Below are 23,728 nucleotides of genomic sequence, written 5' to 3' on the forward strand. Positions count from 1 at the left end.
TACGGGATGTTTTATTTTGACATTCCAATTGTTCGCAGTCGGAAAACTAAGATCAGCACTTGAAACGAATCGCGGAAATACTACTGGTATTTTGTCTGCTTGTTCCGTCCATGATCCATTCGCAGGGCGACACCAGCTGGCCGGTTCTTGAACCTTCCTACATTCATAATTTCAATGATTTTGTATCCTCCAATGTCCGATCTGTCAAAAACTTTTTTGAGGATCGACAGGGAAGAATATGGCTGGATCCCCGCGTCAACGACCAGTTGATCCGATCTTTGCACCTGTTTGTACTGAATGATTACGATTTCATTCCGGTAGATGTAAAACACCCTTTCCTGACGGGAACCATGTCATTTTTGGCGGGACTGAACGAAGCCCAGGAGCTCGTCCTGTACAATTCCGCCAATCACATCTTCAAATTTAATCCGGATAGCAAAGAGGTAAAAGAGATTGCAGCTCTTCCGGCAGACTTGCCGGAAAAAGCCATTAGAAATGTAACCATCGGCAGCAATGGCGATATCTTCGTTTTGGCAACTTACGATCATAAACTGTTGCTGTATCAGGTCGATCGGTCGGGAATAAAAGAGCTGGCCCGGATTGACCAACAAAATGAGCTGCAATTTGCTTTCAAATTCTTCCTGCAACAGTTGCCGTTGCTCGAGAACGAACGCGGTATCTGGTTTGTCGGAAATACGCTTCCCTTATATCATTATGATCTCCAGTCGCAGACTTTACATGCGTATTCTGTTGACGAGCTTGCTGATCGTTCGTTCTCCGGTTACGATAGTGACAACATGGAAGGAGATGCCAGAATAATGGCCTACCAGGACGACCTGATACTCTGTTTTCCTAAACTACAGCACAAACTCTTTAGGTTTGATCTCTCCAACGCCCGCCTGACTCCCTACTTCGATTTTCCGCTCACCTGGGAACCACATGATATAGCTAAGGACCAGTCCGGCAATCTGTTGTTTTTATTCAAAGATCCATCCGAACAATACCGCGCGATCCTGGAAGACCATACTGGTGCCCGTTTTGATTATACCAGCATTTGCCGGCAGGTCGGTAAGGGGGAGATCGTTCAGATGAAAAGCCGGGACTTTTTCCGGGAAGTGATCATCAATCGGGAGAGAGATTTCTTTTCGGCCGGCGTAAGGCAAACAGCGGGCCTCCGCGCATTTCCGGGAGACCGACACTACCTGTTACCGATGAACATTCCCGAACTTCCTCTTCTGGTACAGGATCGCTCTTTTCATTTGCATCGCATTGAACGGGATCGGATGGTGCCGGTCTCGGCCAGCGCCGTAGCCGAAGACTGTCGCCTGTATTATCTGCAAAAAGCTCACTTCCGACACGCCGTAAGTATGCCGTCGGGTGAAGCCTGGGTGCTGCACAAAGGCGAGGAAGAGGGGCTTGTCGTGCTGGATACGGCAATGAATAGTTGTAAGAACTATCCAATGGATCCCATGCCGGAGCGGATAGCCCGGTGGGATGATACCACCTTATTGCTGTACGGTAATCTACAGCTTTCATTTTTCGATACCCGTACCGGCCGACAAAGAGCGGCTCTTGCTCAGGAACTTCAGTTAGAGGTCAATCCTTACCCCTATCAAATAATGGTGGATAAGGATAGTATCCTGTGGTTTTCAAATAGCAACCGGCTACTGAAGATCGATCTGCTGCGGGGCACCCAGAAGGTAATAGGCAGGGAGGATGGATTTGAAGATTTTCGTTTTCATGAGATCTACCAGTCCCGATCAGGAAAGATCTATTTTGGCTCTGCTACACGGGGTGTACAGATCTACGATCCCATCAGCGGTCAGGTGAAGATCGTGGACTACAACCTGGGCCTGGCCGATAATTCCGTCCGTGCCATTCAGGAAGACGATGCCGGCTTCATTTGGGTAGGAACGGTCAACGGGATCAGTTTGCTCGACCCAGAGGGGAACGTGCTGCGGAACTTTTTTGAGGAAGACGGTTTGCCGGATAATGAAATTATCAGAAATGTCGGTTTGAAAACCGAAAGCGGTCAATTACTCTTCTCCACGCGCACGGGGGTAGTGATGATTGAACCGGAAATCCTCAAAGCGTTTCTATACGAAGAAAATGAGGACAAACCTTTCCTCACCCAAATGGCTTACTACGACCCGCGCCAGCAACGTAAAGTAAGTGTCAATATCTATTCTGACCGAACGCAACTGGTAAGCCTTCCGGCAGACCACCGTTATCTCCAGCTAAAATTTGCCATTCCCAATCTGGTGCAACCTACGGCCAACCGGTTTGCCTATATGCTGGAAGGCAAGGATGAAGACTGGACCTTCCTGGGAAGCCAACACGAACTCAATCTCAGTCACCTGCCGGCCGGTAAGTACCGAATGCTGATCAAGGGTGCCGACTATCTCAATAACTGGACCCGTGAATCGCTGGTGGTGCAAATACACGCCCGGGAATTTTTCTACAAGCAAGATTGGTTTTATGCGCTCTGCGGTTTGTTTTTGGCCGGACTGGCCGGCATTTGGATCATCTGGCTGCGATTTGAAAAGCGGCGCCTGGAAAAGGAAGTGGACAAACGGACCACAGAGATCCGAACCGATAAAGAGCTGATCGAACAGCAGGCGGAGGACCTGCAGCGGGCCAATCAGATGCAAAGCCGTTTTTTTACCAATATCTCCCACGAGTTGCGGACGCCCGTTACGCTGATCGGTACGCCGGTGGAACAGATCCTGCAGAAATATGACGGAGCATTACCCCCGGCGCTCATTCGATCGCTGCATATGGTACGCAGCAACACCCAAAAGCTCAACGGTCTGGTAGAGGAGATCCTGGAGTTGACCAAGCTGGAAAGCGGCAATGTGAAATTGAAGGAGACCCCGATACCGATCAGACTATTCATCAGGCAATTATTCAGCGCCTTCGAAAATCAGGCTTCACAGAAGCATCTGGATTATACCTTTATCTCGGATGTTCCGTCGGATCTATACTTATCGCTCGATCGCAGTCGCCTGGCCAAGATCGTTAATAATCTATTGAGTAACGCCCTGAAATTTACCCCCGAAAATGAGACGGTCCAATTGCATCTGTCGGCGGAAAACCAGGGAAGCGTCGTGAATCCGGAGCAGTATCACCTTCGTATTTCGGTGGCAGATTCCGGCCGGGGTATACCACCGGAGGATCTCCCCCGTATTTTTGACCGTTACTTTCAGACCGGGCGATCCTCCTTACCCACAGAAGGAGGTACCGGCATCGGTTTGGCGCTAAGTCGTGAACTGACTCGGGTAATGCGGGGCGAATTGACCGTAAATAGCGACTGGGGAAAAGGAAGTACTTTCACCTTATCCATTCCTGGCCTTGCAAAGGTGGATGCCCCACTGGATCACGGATCGCCTGCACCCAGTCCTGCGGAGGCAGTTAGCAATAATTTACAGCCCGACATACAAAACCAGCAGCAGATCCTGATCGTCGAAGACAATCCCGATATGCAGGAACTTTTGTTGTCCATTCTGAGTGATCACTACCCATGTGAATTAGCTGGTAACGGAGCGGAGGCCTGGAAGATCCTGCAGGATAAAAGACAGGCTGAGGCCATTAAACTGATCATTTCCGACATCATGATGCCCGAAATGGACGGCTATGACCTGCTGGAACGCATCAAAGCGACACCTCACCTGGAAACCATTCCAGTGATCATGCTAACGGCGCGTACGGGAGAAACCGATAAATTGCGGGCCTTACGGATGGGGGTGGATGATTATCTGGGAAAGCCCTTTTCCGTCAGTGAGCTGTTGGTGCGCAGCCAGAATTTGCTTCGTCGTTATCAGTTGCGCCGTCAATATCAACAAGAGGTTACTGTAGAGGAAGATGTTTCCACCCCGCCCGACGCCAATCAAACCTGGCTGCTGGAAATAGAATCCCTGATCCTGGAAGCCATTCACAAAAAGATTGAGCTGAACGTCGCTTACCTTTCCCATCACCTCAACCTGGGGGATCGACAGCTCTTGCGCCGGCTCAAAGCCCTGACCGGTCTCACCGTGAACCAGTATATGCTGGAAATCAAATTACAATACGCCCGCAATTTGCTCGAAGAACGGGCTTTCTCCACCATTGCCGAAACCGCGTATGCCAGCGGATTTAAAACACCGGCTTATTTTTCCCGGACTTATAAAAAGCGCTTCGGTAAGAGTCCGAAGGAGTATTTTGAGGCTTTAGGATAATTTATTCAAGTTGTAATGCAACTTGGTAGAAGGTGTAGAGTAGAGGGACTGCCAATCGTTAAAATGAGCGATTTAGCACTATTCTTCCAGTCTCTGTCTCTCCACGCTCTACCATCTTATCTCTACAATTCAAGTATTGCAACTTGAAGTAATTAAATAATTGATCGTTCGGAAACCTTTTATGCCATTCTCCGGAATGCATAACAGCCTCCACGCTTGGGTACAAATCGCCGTATTATCACATTGCCTAAGTCGTAATTTTCAAAATGTCGGATTCGGGCAAGGATATGTCGGATTTGTGATTTTCGCGCGGCCTATCTTGCCGTCGAATTAGAAAAAACGGAGATACGGCCCCGCAAAACTGCGTTGGGGAATGACAAAGCAGTTTGCCGCTACACCCCACTTTACTCCCCTGTATTCTCCGCCATCCCTTACACTGGTATTGCAATACAACGGTCCCGTTCGCAGCTACGCGAATGGACGGAAAGAACTACGCTTACCCTGAAGCGGCCTGGTGAATGCCAATCCGTTCCGGTCGGTTTGGCGGCAGTTCGGAAAATGAATATGGAACTAATTGAAATTTAATATTATCCACATGAATCGAATCAAGCTCTTTCGGGAAATTTTATGTCTAGGGTGGCTGATTTACTTTGGCCCTCTGCTCTACGGCCAGACTTCGGAAAATTTACAGATTGATGGAAATACCTACAGTTTCGGTTACGATAAAGATGCCAAGTACCGGGATTTTATTATTCCGGAAAATTACGATCCGGGTACCCAATTCAATCAGATCACCTTTTATCTGCGCGGTGGCGACGGTGGCCGTCGTCGGATACCGGGCCTTTGTACCGAACCGGGCGGTAACGGAGCCAAAGTAACCGCCTCTTTTGAGATCGGGACCGGAGCTGGGAAACTGGAACCCGGTGGCATCATCCGCCTGATCGTTGGGCAGGAAGGCGAAAGTAATAAAAGCAACGGGCTATCCGGGGCCGGCGGTGGCGGCGGGACGGCAGTACTCTACCAGGGGCCCGACTACGTCGGAGGGACTGAATGCCGGGCCTATTACTACAATAGTGATGCGAGTGGTTACGGGCCGCAAGCCTCCCCCGATTGGGATGAAGATTGTTGGATCATGCTGGCGGTAGCCGGTGGCGGTGGCGGAGCCTATGCAGCGGGGGGCTGTGCGGAAAACTCCTCCGGAAAGCCCGCTAATGCGGGAGAAAACGGTACTGCGGGAAAAGGGCTTAACGGCTGGCCCGGTGGTGTAGATGGTGGCCGGGGTGGAAGTAATAGCATGGGCGGCGGTGGCGGTGGTTACAAGATCCGCTACACTGAGGGAGCGGATGGCAGCTACGGTGGAGTAGAAGGTGGATCCGGAGGAGATAATGGCACCTTTTACGTTCGCGGCGGTTACGGGTTTGGTGGAGGTGGCCCTGGTTTGCGTGGTTCCGGCCTCTTTGTCTGGGGCGGCGGCGGTGGTGGTTTCTCCGGCGGTGGCGCCGGTGACCAGTACGAAGGTGGTGGCGGTGGCGGCAGCTTTGTCAATGATTATGCCGTGCTTTTTACCAAAACCGATGGCAATGGTACCGACCGCACCCCCAATAACGGAGTGATCACCTACCGCCTGGAAAATAATGTAAACCTGGCGGAAGCTCCGGTGGCCGTCTGTCAGGATGTAACCATTGAGGTCGGGGGCAATGACGCCCGCCTGACGCCCACCCACGCGGATGGCGGTAGTTATGATCCCGATGATCGTCCGCTGGAACTGTTGATCTGCGATCTGGAAGGTAACTGTTCCCGGGGTTGGGGATTTACCTGCCGCGATATCGGTGAAACGCGGTCTTTTACGCTGCAGGCAGACAATGGCATACTGAGCACTAAATGTGACTTTACGGTTGAGATCGTGCAGGGACCTACCGAGACGATGACGTGTCCGGAATCCGTGACGGTGGTTCCCCGGGATTGCGATCCGGTAATCCGGGACGGCGTGTTGTATTCTAGCAACGGCGAATCGGTACGTCCCGATTTTGAACTGGCCAGCGTACCCGCCTGTGATTTTGAGCTAGAATATTACGCGGAACGTCCCGACGGTACCATCGATCTCTATCCACAAACTTTTGTGGCCAGGGAAGGTATGAGGGCGGATACTTTTCAGGTGGGCACCACCAAAATTGTATACACGGCCAGTTACGAAGATGAAAACGCCGTAGATCAGGTGCAGACCTGCTCGTTTACCGTTACCGTAATCAAGGGTGAAAGCCCACTTGAATGTAGGAATGACATTTCGGTGGAGGTGCCACCCGCTAATCCGGACTTCCTGAACGAATGTAAAGTTCATATCTCCCGACGTTCCGACGATCCTTATAACTACAGTTTATCATCCCGATACAGTGAAGATGACTGTGGGATACTGACCTATTCCGTGATCGGGCCGGGAATTGCGCCGACGGTCACTACGGGTAGCGGTAATCTCGACAGATTTGATTTTTCGGTCGGTACCAGCACGGTGGTTTACAAATTAGAGATCATTCCCGGAATTGTGCATACCTGTTCATTTACGGTGAGTATCGACGCGGATACCGAACGGGATCCTATATTTACCCAGTGCCCGACCGAAACCGTCCTGCTCGACATCTATGAAGGCATTTCGGAACAGGAACTCCTGGATCAGATCGATTTTGCCGTGGCCGAAGATGATTGCTCGATCATTATGGATTATGAGTTTTCGGGACTGGATCTGGACTGTTCGGCACTCGGCGATATTCAGAATGGGGTGTCTCTCATTGCTTACAATACTTCCGGCCGAACGGAATATTGTAATTTTTCGGTACAAACCCAAAACGTGCAGGGTGTTTTTTGCCCGAATGACATCACTATATATTTGGAAACGGGAGCGTGCGAGGTCTTACTTGGCGCTGAACAACTCGCGCCGGTCGGAGTGGGCTGTAATGAAGTCTATAATTACGAACTGCTTAATGATCTGGAAGAAATACTGGACTCGGGTGCAGAAAGTTCGCCCGAACAGCTGCTAAGTGCAGGTACTTACGCACTGAGGTACAAATGGACGGAACAGCGTAATAATGGCGGACTCACGGTAGATGTCCCATTGTCCTGTAGTTTTACCATAGAGGTACCGGACGAAGAAAGCCCTATAGCCCAGTGCCAGTCGCAAACCGTCAATCTCAGCTCCATTCCGGCCAATCTGGCGGAACTGGTCGGAGCCAGTTCCACCGATAACTGTGCTATTGCCAGCTTCAGTATTGACCGGGAAAGCTTCGATTGTACTGATGTGGGCAACGTGCCGGTGACTCTCACGGTAACGGATGCGAGCGGTAATAACGATGCATGTTCGGTCAACCTGACCGTAGTGGATGATCTGACCATCACGGCCCAGTGTCAAAATGTCACCGTAACGCTGAATGAAAGTGGAACCGGACTGCTGACGGTAGCTATGGCCGACAATGGTTCCTACACGTCCTGCGATGGAGGAGCGTTGGAATATAGTTTTGATGCCGGCACTCCGGAAACAGAGATCAATTACGCCTGCCATCAGGTCGGTATTCACAATCTGGTATTGAATATAAAAGATGAAAATGGATCAACCGCATCGTGCAATTTCACCGCTACGGTAGTGGATCTTACGCCGCCGGTAATAGCCTGTAACGACATCAGTGTTAATTTGGATGCGAGTGGTGATGCCTCCATTACGCCAGCTGAACTCCTTGGCGCATCTGCCGATAATTGCAGTACCGCTATACCGTTGAGTGCCACCCAAACTGTTTTCGATTGCAATGATCTGGGACTGAATACGGTAACCCTGACGGTAGCGGACGCAGCGGGTAATGAAAATACCTGCGAGGCTACGGTAACGGTATTGGATAATCTGGCACCCACGGCCGTCTGTGTGAATGCGAGCGTCTATCTGGATGCCAATGGTGCCGGTTCGGTCACCCTGGCGGAATTACACGGTGCTTCTACGGATAATTGTAGTCCGGTAAGCCCACTGAGCGCCACCCAAACCAATTTTGACTGTACCGATCTGGGTGCCAATATCGTGACACTAACGGTGGCGGACGCCTTGGGAAATGAAAGCACCTGTGAGGCTACGGTAACTGTGATCGACAACTTAGGTCCAACGGCCGTCTGTATGAATGCAAGCGTTTATTTGGAAACCAACGGTGCCGCTTCGGTGACGCTGGCAGCGCTGCACGGTGCTTCTATGGACAACTGTAGCGCAGTAAGTCCGGTGAGTGCCACCCAAACGGTCTTTGACTGTACTGACCTGGGATCGAATACTGTTACGCTGACGGTTGCGGATGGGCTGGGCAACGAAAGTACCTGTGAGGCTACCGTTACCGTGCTGGATAACGTAGCTCCTGTGGCAGTATGTGCGAATGCCACCGTCTATCTGGATGCTAACGGGACCGGCTCAGTGACTCCGGCGCAAGTGCACGGTGCCTCCACGGATAACTGTGGGGTAGTCAACCCACTGAGTGTCAGTCCGGCAAATTTTGATTGCAATAACCTGGGACTTAATACGGCCACTTTGACCGTTACGGACGTCTCGGGTAATCAAAGCATGTGTGAAGTCATCGTAACGGTGGTGGACGGCATCGCGCCGGTGGCAAAATGCAATTTCACCAGCATCAATCTGGATGCAAACGGATCTGCTTCCCTAACCCTGGAACAACTGCACGGTGCCTCTACGGACAACTGTGGGGGCGTCACTCCGGTGAGTGCCACTCAGACCAATTTTGATTGTACCGATGTGGGCATCGAAAACGTCACACTCACCGTCGAGGATGGTTCGGGCAATCAGAGTACCTGTTTGGCCACCGTGACCGTTTTGGATCCCATCGCCCCAACGGCTGTCTGCCAGGACATCAGTGTGGAACTCGATGCCAACGGTGCGGCTTCCATTACGCTTGACCAGATCCACGGTGCTTCTACGGATAATTGTACGGTCGTTACTCCGGTAAGCGCCACGCAAACCCAATTCGACTGCGCTGATCTGGGTGCCAATACCGTTACACTTACTGTAGAGGATATTACCGGTCTACAGAGCACCTGCGAAGCGATCGTTACGGTGAGTGACCAGATCGCACCGACGGCTATTTGCCGGAATACCAGTGTGTCTCTAGACCAGAATGGAATGGCCATAGTAAATCTGGCCCAACTGCACGGCCCTTCCACGGACAATTGTGACTTTGTGACGCCGGTAAGTGCGACCCAAACGGAGTTTGACTGCAGTGCACTGGGTAACAATACCGTTACCCTCACCGTGGGGGACGGTTCGGGAAATACCGCAACGTGTACTTCCACCGTAGAGGTACTGGACGAACGCTCACCGGTTATCGGGTGTAAGTCCAGATACACAATAAATCTGGACCTGAATGGTCAGGCTACAGTGGCGGCGGAAGATCTTCTATCCAACGTTTCTGACAACTGTACATCAATCGAAACTTTGGTATATAGTCTGTCCAATCCGGACGGTAGTGTATTTGGCAGGACCGTTGATTGCAGACTGCTGGGCGACAATCAGGTCGTGGTGACGGTGGCGGATGGGGCCAATAACGAATCCAGCTGCGAACTTACGGTGGACGTACAGGATAACCTGATCCCTCAGGCCCGCTGCCAGGACGTCATCGTTTCCCTGGAGCAGGACGGGACCGCCCGGATAACAGCCGGAATGATCGATAATGGTTCCAGCGACAACTGTGAAATAGTATCCGTCAGCTTCAGTCCGGACGCCGTGGTGGAAGAACTTTTTTTTGACTGTACCCAGCGGGGCAACCACCTGTCTCCGATCACCGTTACCGACCAATCGGGCAACCAGGCCATCTGCCTGGCCACCATCCGGATCAGAGATGATTTCGATTATTGCGGCGACTGCGAACCGAATCTGACCCTCAGCGGTACGATTGATCCTGGCATCTACCGGTCGGAGGACTGGATCGAAGCCGATGGCGTAGTGGAAGCAAACACATCGGTGAGATTACGGGCTGGAAGTACCGTTCGTTTGCTACCGGGTTTTCGTGCGGAACCCACCAGCGATCTCATCATTCGGATCGAGGACTGCGACCGGCCGGGCATTAATTCCCTGAATATGGCCGATGAAACGCTGGAAGCACCTATTATCCGGGACCAGAGAGGTGATCTACTGGTATATCCTAATCCCTTCAGTGATCAGGTCCGGTTATATTACGAACTGGAAGAGGAAACAGAAATAGAGATCCGTCTGATCAGTGTAGACGGTAGCAACCAAAAACAGGTGCTACGGCCGCAATTACAGGATATAGGTACCTATCAACTGGAATGGAGCGGCCGGGACTTACTTCCTGGACTCTATATCATCCAGATGCGTCAGGGCAATGAATGGAGTAGCCGGAAACTTGTCAAGATGAGGTAAACCGAAGGAGTTTATGTCTTCTATTTGCACTATATAAAACGGTGAAAAATTAAAAAAATCGGGTGGCTCCTGCGGGGGCTACCTTTTTTTTTGGCTACTTACAACCATTCCACCGGGCGCTTTCCGTAACGCATCTCATAAATTTTGGAAAAATATTTAGTCGTATCGAATCCAACGGCGTGAGCCACTTCATTGACCGTGCGGACCTGTCCCGACTCCAGGAGCTCACGAGCTACCTGCAATTTGATCTCCCGAAAATATTTATTCGGCGTAAGTCCGGTGATCTTTTTGATGCGGCGTTGTAGTTGGCTGCGACTGATAAAAAGTCGGGATTCCAACTGGATAAAAGTGAATTCCGGATTGCTGACCTCTTTCCTGAGGATCGTTTCCAGTTCTTCCAGCCACAGTAGATCGGCTGCGGAAACATCCGCTTTAGCCGGCAGTTGCTCCGGCAGTTCTCGCTGGCGATTCTGATAATTCCCCAGAAGATTTTGGACCCGACTCAGCAGTTCATCTTCCACAAATGGTTTGAGCAGATAGTCATCTACACCGATCCGGAGTGCCTTGAGTTTGTCCTGCATTTCGCTCCTTGCGGTCAACATCACAACGGGTATATGGCGGTATTCGTCCGAATCCTTTAGCTTTTTGAGTAATTCGAAACCATCCATTTTCGGCATCATCACGTCGGAGATGATGAGGTGACCGTTCCAATCGGTGAGTTTCCGAATAGCATCTTCTCCGTTGCGGGCCGTCGTCACCCGGTAGCTGTCACTAAGAATGAGCTGCAGGTAATCGCGCAGTTGCTGGTTATCTTCTACCACCATGATCCGGGGAAGATCCAGGGCCGATCCGGCGGCGGGTAGAATGGATTCCAGTCTGACCGGCCGTTCTGCCGATGGGAGGTCCACCATTTCCGAAATTACGCCCATCACCTCCCGGTACGGAAACTCAAAATAGAAGGTACTGCCTTCCCGCCATTCACTTTCCACACGGATATCGGCCCCCATCGCCTCGGCTACTTCTTTACTCAGGGCCAGTCCGATGCCCGAACCACCGGCCTTGTTCTCGCGCTGATCAGCCTGGTAAAATCGATTGAAGAGATGGGGCACGTCCTTTTTCCGGATACCAATACCATTATCCTGCACTTCCAGAACTAATCTCCCGGGATCGGTATTTTTCTTTTCGTACAACGCTACGATGATCCTGCCCGCTTCGGGCGTGTATTTGATGGCATTGGCCAGGAAATTATTAAAAACATGGCTAAATTTGGTTTGGTCCAGCAGGATATTCAGGTCCTTATCCAGCCGGTAGTCAAAGAGGTATTGCTGCTGTTTTTGCTGGGCGAAGCTTTCAAAATTTGCCGCCAGGCGTTTGGTGAATGCATAGAGTGGGGTAGGGGTCTCCTGCAACTGCATCTGCCGGGCGTCAAATTTGGTCAGGTCCAGGATCTCGTTGACGCGCTTCAGTAAAAAACCGGCATTCTCCCGGACGAGCTGCAACTGGGTGCGGAGCGGTCGATCCAGGTGCTCTCTCTTCAGGATACGGTGGACCGGCCCTAAAATAAGGGTGAGCGGCGTACGCAGTTCGTGGGAGATATTCGCAAAGAAGCGGGACTTGAAGGTATCCATTTCCTGCAGGCGCACCCGTTCTTTCTGTTCGAAATTTAGCTTTTGCAGATTGATCTGATGGCTCAGTCGTTCTTGCTCCAGTGCCGCGCTTTTCCGGAAACGCAGGAAGCGGTAGAGTAAAAATAAAGATAGTAGGCTCAAGATCAAGGCACTCCAGAGCATACTTTGCAGACTGCGTTGCTGCCGGATCTCTTCATCCAATTTTCTTTTTTCGGCCAGATTTTGATCTGCTATCTCTTTTTTCTCCTGTTCGAAAGCGTATTGTGCTTCCAGTTGCGCGATCTTTCTGGTGCTTTCTTCGTTGAATAGGGAATCCTGTAGTTCGTGGTGACGTTCCAGGTAAGCTAAGGCTGCCGCCGGTCGGTTTTGCTGCTTAAAAACTTCGTACAAAGCTTGGGTAGCTTCCATTTCTTCCTGTCTCATGCTTTCTATTTTGGACACGGCTACTGCTTCCGTAAAGAGGTCTACCGCCTGGTCCAAATCGCCGCGCTTCCGGGCCACCTTCCCGAGACTGGTCAGCACCAAGGATTTGAGATAGTACTGGTCCAGGCTATCTGCGATCTCGTAGGCGGTTTGCAGGTAAAAGATTGCCGAATCGAGTTGATCCGTCTGTTCGTAGCTATCCCCCAAATTGTAATAGGGATAAGAGATGGTGGTAAGATCACCCGTTTGCCGCCTAAGGGAAATAGATTGCTGAAGCTTATTGCCGGCGGCTTCGAATTGTTTTTGGCGCAACAGGTTTCGCCCCATGGAATTCAGGGCGCTGGCCTGCATCCGGAGGTTTTTCTGCTCAATAGCTATAGCCAGGGCTCTCTCATAGTATTGCTCCGCCGCTTCGAGATTGTCGTTGTCTTGCTGCAATGCCCCTATTTGGTGCACGGTCCTGGCTATGTTAAGTTGATCGCCCCGAGCTTCGTAGATAGAGAGTGCATGCTGCCAGGCTTCCAGACTCTTTATGAAGGAAGCCCGGTTGGCGTAAGCTTTCCCCATATACCTGTAAAAAGTGGCCATCCAGGTAGAGTCCTGCAGGGAGGTAGCTATTTCCAAACCTTTTTCAAACGTAGCTACTTCCTCGTCAGTCTGATTCAGTTTTCGGTAGTTATCTCCCAGGTTGAGGAGGGTAGGTAACTGCGCCCGGCGATTATTGATGGCCAGTTGCAGCGCCAGACTGCTCCGGTAGGCTTGGATTGCTTCCCGAAATTGCTTCATTCGGCTGCGCGCACTTCCTATATTATTGAGCGCATCCATCCAGACCACAGTATCCTGTCGTTCGCTAAGTCGAAGTGCTTGCTGGTACCTTTCCAGCGCTTTTTTAAAATCTTTCCGGTAAAATTCTACATTTCCCAGATTGATCAACAAGCGAGCTTCCCGGAAATGAATACGTCGGGCCAGCCGATAGGAGCGCTCAAAATTATCATCGGCCTCCTCCATGCGCTGCTGCCCGTAATGTACCACGCCTTTGATCCGCCAGAGACTGATCTGCGCCTGCGTATCCCGGATCGTTTCGGCCAGTTGCAGGGCTTCGTCCGCGAGCAGGAGGGCGCTATCCGGTCTACTTGTTCTCAGGGAAAAAGCCCGGTTCCCGAGAGCGTAAACGGTGATCGAGTCGGTCTGATAGCTGTTTTCCTGAGCTTGTAAACCAGATAAGCCGCTAATTATCACCAATGCACTAATAAGAATACTGTTGTTCATGCTGCCTGTAGTACTTCGGTATCAATTTTGATTTTTCGGGTAAGGATCGGTAGGCTGTGGCATTCCCCGCAGACAGGGATCAGCAACCCCTCGTTGCGAAATACCCGCCAAACACCGATTCTGTTCTTTGCGGTAAAATAGCCCCGGATGGAGGGAAAAGATCCGCCATTTTGGAGTACAGAATGGACACTTCACAGAAATTGGGAGCAATGAGGGCTAGAGGTCAGATCTGCAGCTTATCCGAGCGGTTCAAAATAATTTACGGGACGTTTGCCAAAACGTTTTTCGTAGGCCTTGCTAAAATACTTTGGTGTATTGAAGCCACTCGCGTAGGCCACTTCGGCTACCGTGTAAAAAGTCTGTTCTTCGAGTAAGGTACGGGCATACTGCAGTTTAATCTCCTGGATATACTGATTGGTAGTCAGGCCGGTGAGGGATTTAAGGCGCCGTAACAATTGCCGGCCACTTAGATTGAGGTGATGTGTCAGGTAATTGACGTTGAGCTCGATCTTTTTATCTACGGCTTCCAGGATCAGTTGCTCTATCTCCTGGAGCCACCGTTGGTTAGCGGAAGGTGGGGGAGAATCGACGGAGGTTTCCTCCTGATAGTCCAGTCGGTACTGATAGCGGCTGATCAGGTTGTCGATGCGCACCAGCAGTTCACTGGCGGAAAATGGCTTGCCGAGATAGTCGTCAACACCCATGCGCAGTGCGCGCAATTTGTCGGGCTCATCGGTACGTGCGGTAAGCATAATGATCGGAATGGCCTCCAGTTCCGGGCTTGCTTTGATCCGGTCCAGCAAGGCGTAGCCATCCATTTCCGGCATCATTACATCCGAAATGATCAGACGAATGCTACGGGCTGATCCGGTTGGTTGCAGTAGGGCCCAGGCTTCTGCGCCGTTGTTGCACAGGCGGCAGGTATAACGATCTTCCAGTATGGACAGCAAAAGCGTTTGCATGTCCGGATTGTCCTCCACAATCAGGATCTGACCTTCCGTTGCTTTCCTGATTGGCGAAGGTATAGCGGTCGATAGGGTACCGGCCACTGTCGTTCCTGACTCGGCGGCTTGTAAGTCGGTAGCATGTTGTACACCGGGCAGGAACAGGGTGAATGTACTACCCGTTCCCCATTCGCTTGCTACCTGGAGCGAGCCTCCCATCAGATGGGCCAGTTCTTTGCTCAGCGCCAGACCGATACCTGCTCCCCCATCTACCGTGAGATCGGACTGTTTGGTCTGGAAATAGCGTTCGAATATGTGGGGCAGATCTTCGGCGGGGATCCCTCTTCCCGAATCCTGGACCCGGACGGAAACCGTATAAGTGTCTATCTCCGGCCTCCCTTCCTGTTTTTTCGCCGATACATGTAGTTCTACCCGCCCGTTGCCGGGTGTAAATTTCAGGGCGTTTCCCAGCAGATTATTGACAATTTTGGCCAGCCGGCCCCGATCGAGCGACAAAAACAATTCCGGATCTACATCCGAACTGAGTTGGTAATTTATATGCTTGAGTGCGGCCTGACTTTCGAATGAGCTGAACAGTTGCCGGATAAAGAGGTCTAGCGGCACCGGGCTGCGTTTCAGTTCCACCTTCCCGGCTTCCAGTTTTGAGAGTTCCAGTATTTCTTCCACCAGCGCATTGAGTTTTTGCGCGTTATTGCGGACCAGGTTTAGCGAACGGATAATTTGGGGCGACAAACTGGCCCCTTCCATTGCCAGAAGCTGCTCAACCGGGGTGCCGATCAGGGTGATCGGCGTGCGCAACTCGTGGGAAATATTAGTGAAAAACCGACTCTGTAGCTGATTGGATCGCTGCAAGGCTCCCGCCTGCTGTTCGATCAGTTCCTTATCGGTCCGGATCTGCCGCGTCTGCTTGTCCACTTCCCGGGCCAGATGGTGTTTTTCAAATCGCAGACGACGGATCCAGATCCCGGCCAGGAAGACTACTACCAGTGCGATCAGTGCGTGAAACCAGGTCTGCTTATAAAAAAATTCCCGGGCCCGGATAGCAATGACCAGCGGTTCCTCGCTCCAGGTATTGAGATAGTCGGCCCCCCGGATCAATAGGCGATAGCGGCCGGCCGGTAATTGGCGAAGATTGAGTTCGTGCTGAGTGCCGATATAGGTCCATTTTTCGTCCAGCCCCTCTAATTTGTAAGAAAAGCGATTGGCTGTTGGCTGAACGATATTCGGAAGGGCAAACTTCAGCCGTAAATAACGGTTCGCAGCGGCGAGATCGACGGTGTTTTGCGCCTCGTGCCAGGTCTTGACGCTCACTTCCTTTTTTTTCTGCCGGTCGTAGAACGTCATTTCGGTAAGAAAAGGCTTTTCAACTCTCGATTGGCGCAATTGGGCCTTAATGATCTTCGGGTCGATCACCACGGGGCCGTTTACGCACCCAAATATAAGTTGCCCGTTCTCACTGCGGTGGGCAGTACCGAGTTCAAAAGTATTACCGGGTAATCCGTCCTCTACAAAAAAATTACGGAGCACTTCTCCTTCCGGTGAGAGTAGGCTGAGCCCATTCATCGTACCTACCCAGATGTACCCTTCCTGGTCTTCCAGGATCGCCCGCACCCCATTATGGGCCAGGCCCAGGCTGTAATTCACGATCTGGACGTGCCCGCTTATCGGATCGTAAATATGCAGCCCTCGGGTAACCGATCCGAAATACAATCTTCCGGAAGCTCCTTCGTAGATGTCGTGAAATCTGAAATCCAGAAAGCCGTCCTCAGGTCCTATAGTTCTTTTTGTTTCTTTTTCAATATCCACCTGCAGCAAGCCGGAACTACCCGCTATCCACAATTTTTTCCTGGCGTCCAGAAGAAAATCGTAGTTGTATCCCTCGTACTTAAAGAGGGGCTCGTTGCCCAGAGCCGGAGTAACTTTACCCGTCCGGGTATGAAAGTTAAATAACCGCCGTTTTTGGAGAAAGATCAAGGTCGAGTCGTTCAGATAGGCTATCCGGCTGGGAGGGTCCTTCATGGGGAAGATCCGGTAGGACCCTTCGCTGGGATTTACCCCAACCAGTCCTTCCGTGCTGATTATATGCGGAAACCAGGCTTGCCCGGTAGGCGTCTCCTTCGCCAGTCGTAGGGGACTGTTCTTTAGCAGATAGAGCATACTATCCCGGGCAATTTCTTCCGGAGTATAAGCCGTAAAAGCTCCGTTTGTGAATGTATACAAGCGTCTATAGGGCTCCTGAATGAGGAAAGTATTGCGGGCCATGCTCAGAGGGGGAACGATAGCAGGATACACCCGTTTGGCCATGATCCCCGACGGATCCCTGACGCCGGCCGACATAAATTCCTGGGTGCGGTTGATGATAACTTTTTGGGTAAAGTTGCTACTTTTCATCTGTCGGATTTCCCCCTTCCCGCTTAGTTGTGCGAACCTGGAGTAATCCAGTTTTCTGCCATTTGCATCGGTCAAGATAGCCCGATAAGTGTCATTCTGATCGCGGAAGAGTTGCAGCAAATTGCCAACCGTATCGATAGCCAGATACTGCATCCGCCAATCATCAGGATAGCTTTGTTCGGGCAGGAACCGGCATCGGACGGGATCAAAATCAAGTACTTTATTCCTGTAAGCAGGATAATAGAGTTTTAATCGGTCACCATGACGAACCAACTGCGTTTGTACATTAGCTCTGATGTTGTTACGTACCGGCCAATTGGCTACCTGCTCGCCTTTCGGTAAATATTGTTGAACCCGGTGAGTCGACCGGTCGAAATAATGCAGGGGCAACTGATTTCCGGTGAACCACACTCCCCGCTCATCCTCCAGGAGTGGTAATTTTTTCATGCGCCAGCTGTAGAAAATCTCTGCCTCTTCCCGGTAAGCCACCGTAACCAGCCGTTCAATTTGTTGATCCCGTATGGTGAAAAGTTTTAAGCCGTCCCGATCGTAAACCAGTGCAATGAGCGATCCGTCCTTGGCCTGGATCGCATTTTTTACATTGCCTCCGTCGATAAAGGGGCTGAGGTCATACTTCGTTACCTGCCGATCGTGAAGATTTACCGTAAAAACATAATTCCGATCAGGATGATAGCCAATGATCCGATGGCCGGCTACTTCCGTAAATATGGTCAGGTGGCCGGTAATGTCGGGATCATCCAGGTCGACCATTGAAAAATCGTAGCCGTCGAGCACGGCCAAATGAACGACCTGCAGGAGATTTTCATTGGGCCCTGCGTCCAGCCAGATCCGGCCACGCTCATCTTCCAGGAAATCCTTAAAACTGCTGAGCGTATTCCGGGAGTTTTCGGTGAAATTGTACAGGTAGGAAGGTTCCAGGACAGGCAGGATCGTATCTCGCTGGGCGATCCCGGCGGGAGCGAGAACGACAAAAAATACCCATAAAAGCACTGTTAATCTTTTCAAGTTCCAACTTTGGTTTTCTGACTGCAGAATAAACGATAGGGACCAACCGGATGAGTTTTCCCTAATGGAAACACCGCTGAAGTGGAGCTTTTAGTAATAGATCTTAAACTTGACAATTTGTTCAAATATAAGCGCTAAATCGCTCATTATGTTCGTATTTGGCCATTTTGTACCCTAAAATGGCCACTTTGTTCCCTGGCCCGACTACTATATTTGTATCGCCCCTCTGGCAAACTGCCGACCAACCATATATATCATTTTCTGATCTACGGCTGTCCTCATCGCCTAGCCCGTTGGGCAACCCAAAATCATCATTATAACTGGTACTGCTGATCAACAGCAGCATGGATGGTATTGCCTGTGGTCGACAAACACTAATCATACAGAAAAGCTAAAAGAGATTTTCATGAAGCCATTAAATCGCATCATCTTACTATTACTGCTCGGCTGCTGTCTTTCGGGCGGAGTGCTGGTACCTGTGCAGGCACAAAAACTGCTACAGGCCGATGAGCAGACCTACGAGTTTACCTACGATCAGGATGAAAAGGTCCGGGATTTTATCATTCCGGACCTGAATACCAGTGACGGCTACGCACAAATTGACTTCTTTCTGCTCGGCGGCGACGGTGGCCGGCGGCGGATATCGGGTATTTGTACGGAACCGGGCGGGAATGGCGCACGGGTAAATGCCTCTTTCCAGATCGGTAGGGATAGCGGGCAACTGGCACCGGGTGGTACGGTGCGATTCATTGTCGGCCAACAGGGTGGCAGCTTGCGGTCGAGTGGTTTGTCTGGTGCTGGTGGTGGTGGCGGTACGGCTATTTTGTACAGGCCACCGGGAGTAGATGGAGATGGAGAGAGTTGCACGCTTCAGAAAGTTAAACTTAGTTCTGGTACCTACGAATATGTGGCCCATCCAGGTCGAAAATGGAGCGACGATTGCTGGAACTTACTGGCGGTAGCCGGCGGCGGTGGCGGGCCTTATGCCCCTGGCGGATGTGCTGAATCATCTTCCGGTAAACCCGGGAATGCCAGCGAAGATGGATCTGACGGAAAAGGAGTTGGTTCTACAGGTGGTACTGATGGATATTGGGGCGAGGCGGATATCGGTGGAGATGGTGCCGGATATTGGAATCGGGTAAATCTTCTTAGCAACGCTAACGGTCAGGCGGGGCTGATGGGCATAGGTGCCGGTGGGGTGACTAACACCCTTAACGTCAGAGGCGGAGATGGTTACGGGGGGGGCGGGTCCGGTACGCGCGGAGTATATCTTGTGGCCGGTGGTGGTGGCGGTGGCTATTCTGGTGGTGGTGGCGGCGGTAATTATAATGGCGGCGGCGGCGGTGGCAGCTTTGTGAATCCATACGCTTTTTACGAGCTAAAGCGCGATGGCAATGGTACCGATAGGACGCCAAATAATGGTAAGATCACTTACCGTTTCGGTCTTGATCCGGCAGCAGTCGGTGCACCGGTTGCCCGCTGCCAAGATGTGACCATCCTCATTTCCGGCGATCCCGTTGCCCTACGTCCGTCGGATGCAGATGACGGCAGTACGGACCCCAATAACGAACCGCTGCAGTATAGACTTCGCGAAGCAGGGATTGCCGAATGGAATAACGGTACTATCTTCGACTGTAGCCATATCGGTGATGTATATACCTATAGCCTACAGGTAGATAACGGCATCCACGCCAGCGAATGCGAATTTTCGGTAGAAATCGAGCAGGGCCCCTCGGGCACTTTAGCCTGCCCGGCCTCCATCATCGTGCAGCCCGAAGACTGTTTACCGATCATTGGCGAATACCTGATCTATTACTACGAAGGCGAAGCTTATTTCCCCGATTTTGAGCCGCAATCCTATCCGGCCTGCAATACGCAAATCGAAAATTACATCATCCGACCGGATGGCAGTATCGATACGACCCAGATCACGCCCACTAACGAACCACTGGGGCGGGATACCTTCGATTTCGGTATCAGCACCGTGGTCTATACCGCTACCTTTGAAGATGAAAATGCTGTAGAACAGATCCAGAGCTGTGCCTTTACCATCACGGTTGAGGCCGCAACCCTTGCCCCACGCTGTCCGACCATTCCACCGGTCCAGTATCCCGATGGCTGTGGGAAAGAGGTTTCCGGACTGCTGCCGGACTACGAATGCGGCGAACTGGCCTATCGCATTACCGGACCGGAACTGGAAAACCCAACCATTACGGAGGGTACGGGTGAGTTGAACAGCTTTTTCTTCCAGTCCGGTACCAGTACCGTCGAATGGTGGTTGGCCGATATCGGCGAATCGGAAGCCAAATGTTCCTATACGGTGTACGTGGAGGAAAGTTTTTTTATGGATCGGCCTACCTTTACCAACTGCCCCGGTACCACCTATCCCGAAATTTACGAGTATATCAGTCCGGAAGCCATCCTGGCGCAGATTGACTTTGCGGCCACCGACGACTGTGGGGTGGCGTACTACGAGCTCAAGGCGAACGGCGGTAGTGCCCCCGTACTCAGGTGCGATGACATCGGCAACAGTAAACGAATGGAGATCTGGGCGTACGACCACTCCGGAGAGTATACGGTTTGTGATTTTTTCGTCGTGGCACAGGACGCCGACCGGGTAGCCTGCCCGGATGATGTAACGGTAGAAGTTGACAATCAGTGCGATGCAATGGTCAATGTGCCGGCGGCTTCCCTGGCACCCCTATGGACGGGATGTAATGTAAGCCATCGCTACACCTTACTTGACGGTAATGGGGTGCTCCTGGCTAACGGTGACGGTGATATGGCCGGTCAACCCCTGGGCAGGGGGGAATATCTGGCCTCCTATTGGTGGATCGAGAACTCGGGGGTTACAAAAAATTGCTCTTTTACGGTGAAGGTAAAAGGAACGCAAGCGCCGGTAGCCGTCTGTCAGAATCTCGCGGTACAATTAAGTGATGTACCGGAAGACCTGGCCGCCCAGGTTGGGGCCGGCTCTACCGATGATTGTGACAGCCAGCTGGACTACGATTTGGCGCTGGAACTGGACTGCGCTCAACCCGGCCTGAACACGGCCTACCTGACTGTTACGGATCAGGACGGCAACAGCAGTGAATGTGTGACGGTGATCAACGTTATTGATGATCTGCCGCCCATCATCACTTCCTGCCCGCCAGATCGAACGGTGGACCTCCTGGCCGATACCTGTGCCGTTCGGATCCCCGACCTGACCGGCGAGATCACGGGTACGCTGGAATGTGGTGATTTTGCAATTGTACAGTTTCCGGAGGCCGACAGCCTGATCGGTGCAGCTCACGGGGATGTACTGGAGGTGCTGGTGAGCTTGTTTCGCGACAATGGGGTACAGCCGGTTACCCCCTGCACCGTATCGCTAAGCGTGGCGGATACGGATGCCCCCGTAGCGCAGTGTACTGCTCCCAACGATGTGGTCGTCCAACTCAGCGCCATACCCGAGAATCTGGCCGAGACGATCGCCGCCGGTTCGACGGATAACTGCGGGATCGTCAGCTACAGCCTCGAACGGACCACCTTTGACTGTACGGATGTAGGCGACCGGCCGGTAACCGTTACGGTAACCGATGCCGCCGGTAATTCCGACCAGTGTTCTACCTACATTTCCGTGAATGATGATATCCCACCCACGTCGGCCTGCTACGAAACGCTTATCGTAAAACTGAACAGCAGCGGAACGGCCACGTTGACCGCCAAAGACCTGGACAACGGTTCCAGTGACAATTGCAGTACAGCGGAAAACCTTAATTACTATCTTCTGGATGCCAACGACACGCCCTTATCCGGCACGCAAACTTTTGACTGCGATGATATCGGTCAGTTTGCGCTGCAACTACAGGTTGAAGACGAATTTAACAATACGTCAGCATCCTGTACTACGCTGGTCACGGTAGTCGATGTCGAACTACCGCAGATCAATTGCGTAGCAAGCCATACTGCCTCGCTGGATGAGAACGGGCAACTCACCTTATCCGCCACCGGCTTGATCACGGCCGTTGACAATTGTACGCCGACCGAAGCTTTACAGTTGCTCCTGGTACGGGAGCTGGCCGACGGTACCTTTGAATATGCTCCGACTTTATCTTTTGACTGCGAAGACGTAGGTACTCAACTGATCGGGGCCTTCGCACTTGATGCTTACGAGAATGCGCCTATTCCCTGTGAGATCAATCTCACGGTGGAAGACAATACGGCACCCACGGCGGTTTGCCAGGACCTCATTGTCCAATTGGGGGCCAATGGGCAAGCCAATCTTACCGCTGCGGAAGTCGACAAAGGTTCGGCTGATCTTTGCGGACCGGTCAGTCTGTATCTTGACCGAACGTTTTTTGATTGCGATGATATCGGCACCGTGCAGGCCAATTTATTTGTTACCGATGCGAATAATAATAGGTCTTCGTGTCAAACAAATTTACAGGTATTCGATGTTACTGGACCTCAAATTGACTGTTATGTGGATTATACAGTCAGCCTTGGAGCAAACGGACAGGCCATTGTTTTACCCGAAGATGTGATCTTTAACGCCACTGACAACTGTACACCCTACCTCGGGATTCAGTTCAAATTAGTAGTGGATAACGGGGCGGGAGGATTTACGACCGTGGATAGTCTGGAGCTGGATTGTAACGATCTCGGCAACCAGTTGGTAGGGGGATTTGTCGTTGATGCTCATTCCAATACTTCTTCCACCTGCGAAGTCAACCTCACCGTGTATGACCGTGACGGCTTTTGTACGGACTGCGAGTCGACCCTTACTCTTACCGGAGATATGGCTGAAGGTACTTACCGGGCTGCCGACTGGATCGAATCTGACGGTACGGTGCAAACGGGAACGGTGGTACATTTTAGGGCCGGTAATTCCATTCGTCTCGTACCCGGCTTCCACGCCGAAGCGGGCAGCGATTTTACCGCCCGGATTGAAGATTGTGAAACGGCACCTGCGGAAATAGCCGCCGCTAGCGATCCGTCAACCACACTTAAAGAGGCTCAGCCATTAACAGCTACCGCTAACGTTCAATTCGGAGTGTTTCCCAATCCGTTCACGCAACAGTTTACGCTGCAATACGAAGTGGTGGAAGCAACCGAAACGGAAGTTAGAATGATCAGTATGGACGGTAAAATGAGACTGCAATTGTTGCTTCCGCAGCTTCAGTCGTCGGGCAGGCAACGATTGGAGTGGGACGGGAGCAAACTAGTGGCCGGCATTTATATCGTACAGTTGCGATTGGGTGATGTCTGGTATAGTCGGAAAGTGATCAAGATGAAATAGCTGGCTAAGCTACGGTTTCCCCCAAGGCCTCAGAAATTGGTCAATCGATATTCAAATAATCATTGTAAGCGCGTATTGGGAAGTCATTCCTACTAATCAAAAGTAGACAGTTCCTCTTCCGG

General features: G+C 51.6%; 6 protein-coding genes. 4 read left to right on the forward strand and 2 right to left on the reverse strand.

Annotation, left to right across the window (positions count from 1 at the left end; all coding sequences use genetic code 11):
* The first annotated feature begins 59 nt into the window (after positions 1-59).
* The 3 genes from CRP01_RS15835 (at position 60) to CRP01_RS15845 (ending at position 10,623) form a co-directional block, all read left to right on the forward strand.
* A complete protein-coding gene (locus CRP01_RS15835) occupies positions 60-4,214 on the forward strand; it encodes an ATP-binding protein (RefSeq protein ID WP_143473403.1) in 4,155 nt (1,384 codons plus the stop codon).
* A 373-nt stretch (positions 4,215-4,587) separates the two neighbouring features.
* Positions 4,588-4,719: a hypothetical protein gene (locus CRP01_RS43180; protein ID WP_262510327.1), complete on the forward strand. Its 132-nt coding sequence runs from the start codon at positions 4,588-4,590 to the stop codon at positions 4,717-4,719.
* 90 nt (positions 4,720-4,809) lie between these two features.
* Positions 4,810-10,623, forward strand: a complete 5,814-nt coding sequence (locus tag CRP01_RS15845; protein WP_143473404.1) for a T9SS type A sorting domain-containing protein — start codon at positions 4,810-4,812, stop codon at positions 10,621-10,623.
* Positions 10,624-10,721: 98 nt separating this feature from the next.
* On the opposite strand, the gene CRP01_RS15850 is transcribed toward CRP01_RS15845, so the two are convergent.
* Both CRP01_RS15850 and CRP01_RS15855 read right to left on the reverse strand, forming a co-directional pair.
* Entirely contained in the window at positions 10,722-13,943 is a 3,222-nt protein-coding gene (locus tag CRP01_RS15850) for a hybrid sensor histidine kinase/response regulator transcription factor (RefSeq protein WP_099151048.1), read from the reverse strand.
* Positions 13,944-14,179: 236 nt separating this feature from the next.
* Positions 14,180-18,325, reverse strand: a complete 4,146-nt coding sequence (locus CRP01_RS15855) for an ATP-binding protein (RefSeq protein ID WP_143473405.1) — start codon at positions 18,323-18,325, stop codon at positions 14,180-14,182.
* Between the two features lie 406 nt (positions 18,326-18,731).
* On the opposite strand from CRP01_RS15855, the gene CRP01_RS15865 reads away from it, so the two are divergent.
* The gene (locus tag CRP01_RS15865) at positions 18,732-23,606 is read left to right on the forward strand and encodes a T9SS type A sorting domain-containing protein (protein ID WP_099151051.1); all 4,875 of its coding nucleotides are present in this window, start codon (positions 18,732-18,734) and stop codon (positions 23,604-23,606) included.
* Positions 23,607-23,728: the final 122 nt, after the last annotated feature.

The organism is Flavilitoribacter nigricans DSM 23189 = NBRC 102662 (assembly GCF_002646595.1).
In the GTDB taxonomy this organism is placed as follows: Bacteria; Bacteroidota; Bacteroidia; order Chitinophagales; family Saprospiraceae; genus Flavilitoribacter; species Flavilitoribacter nigricans.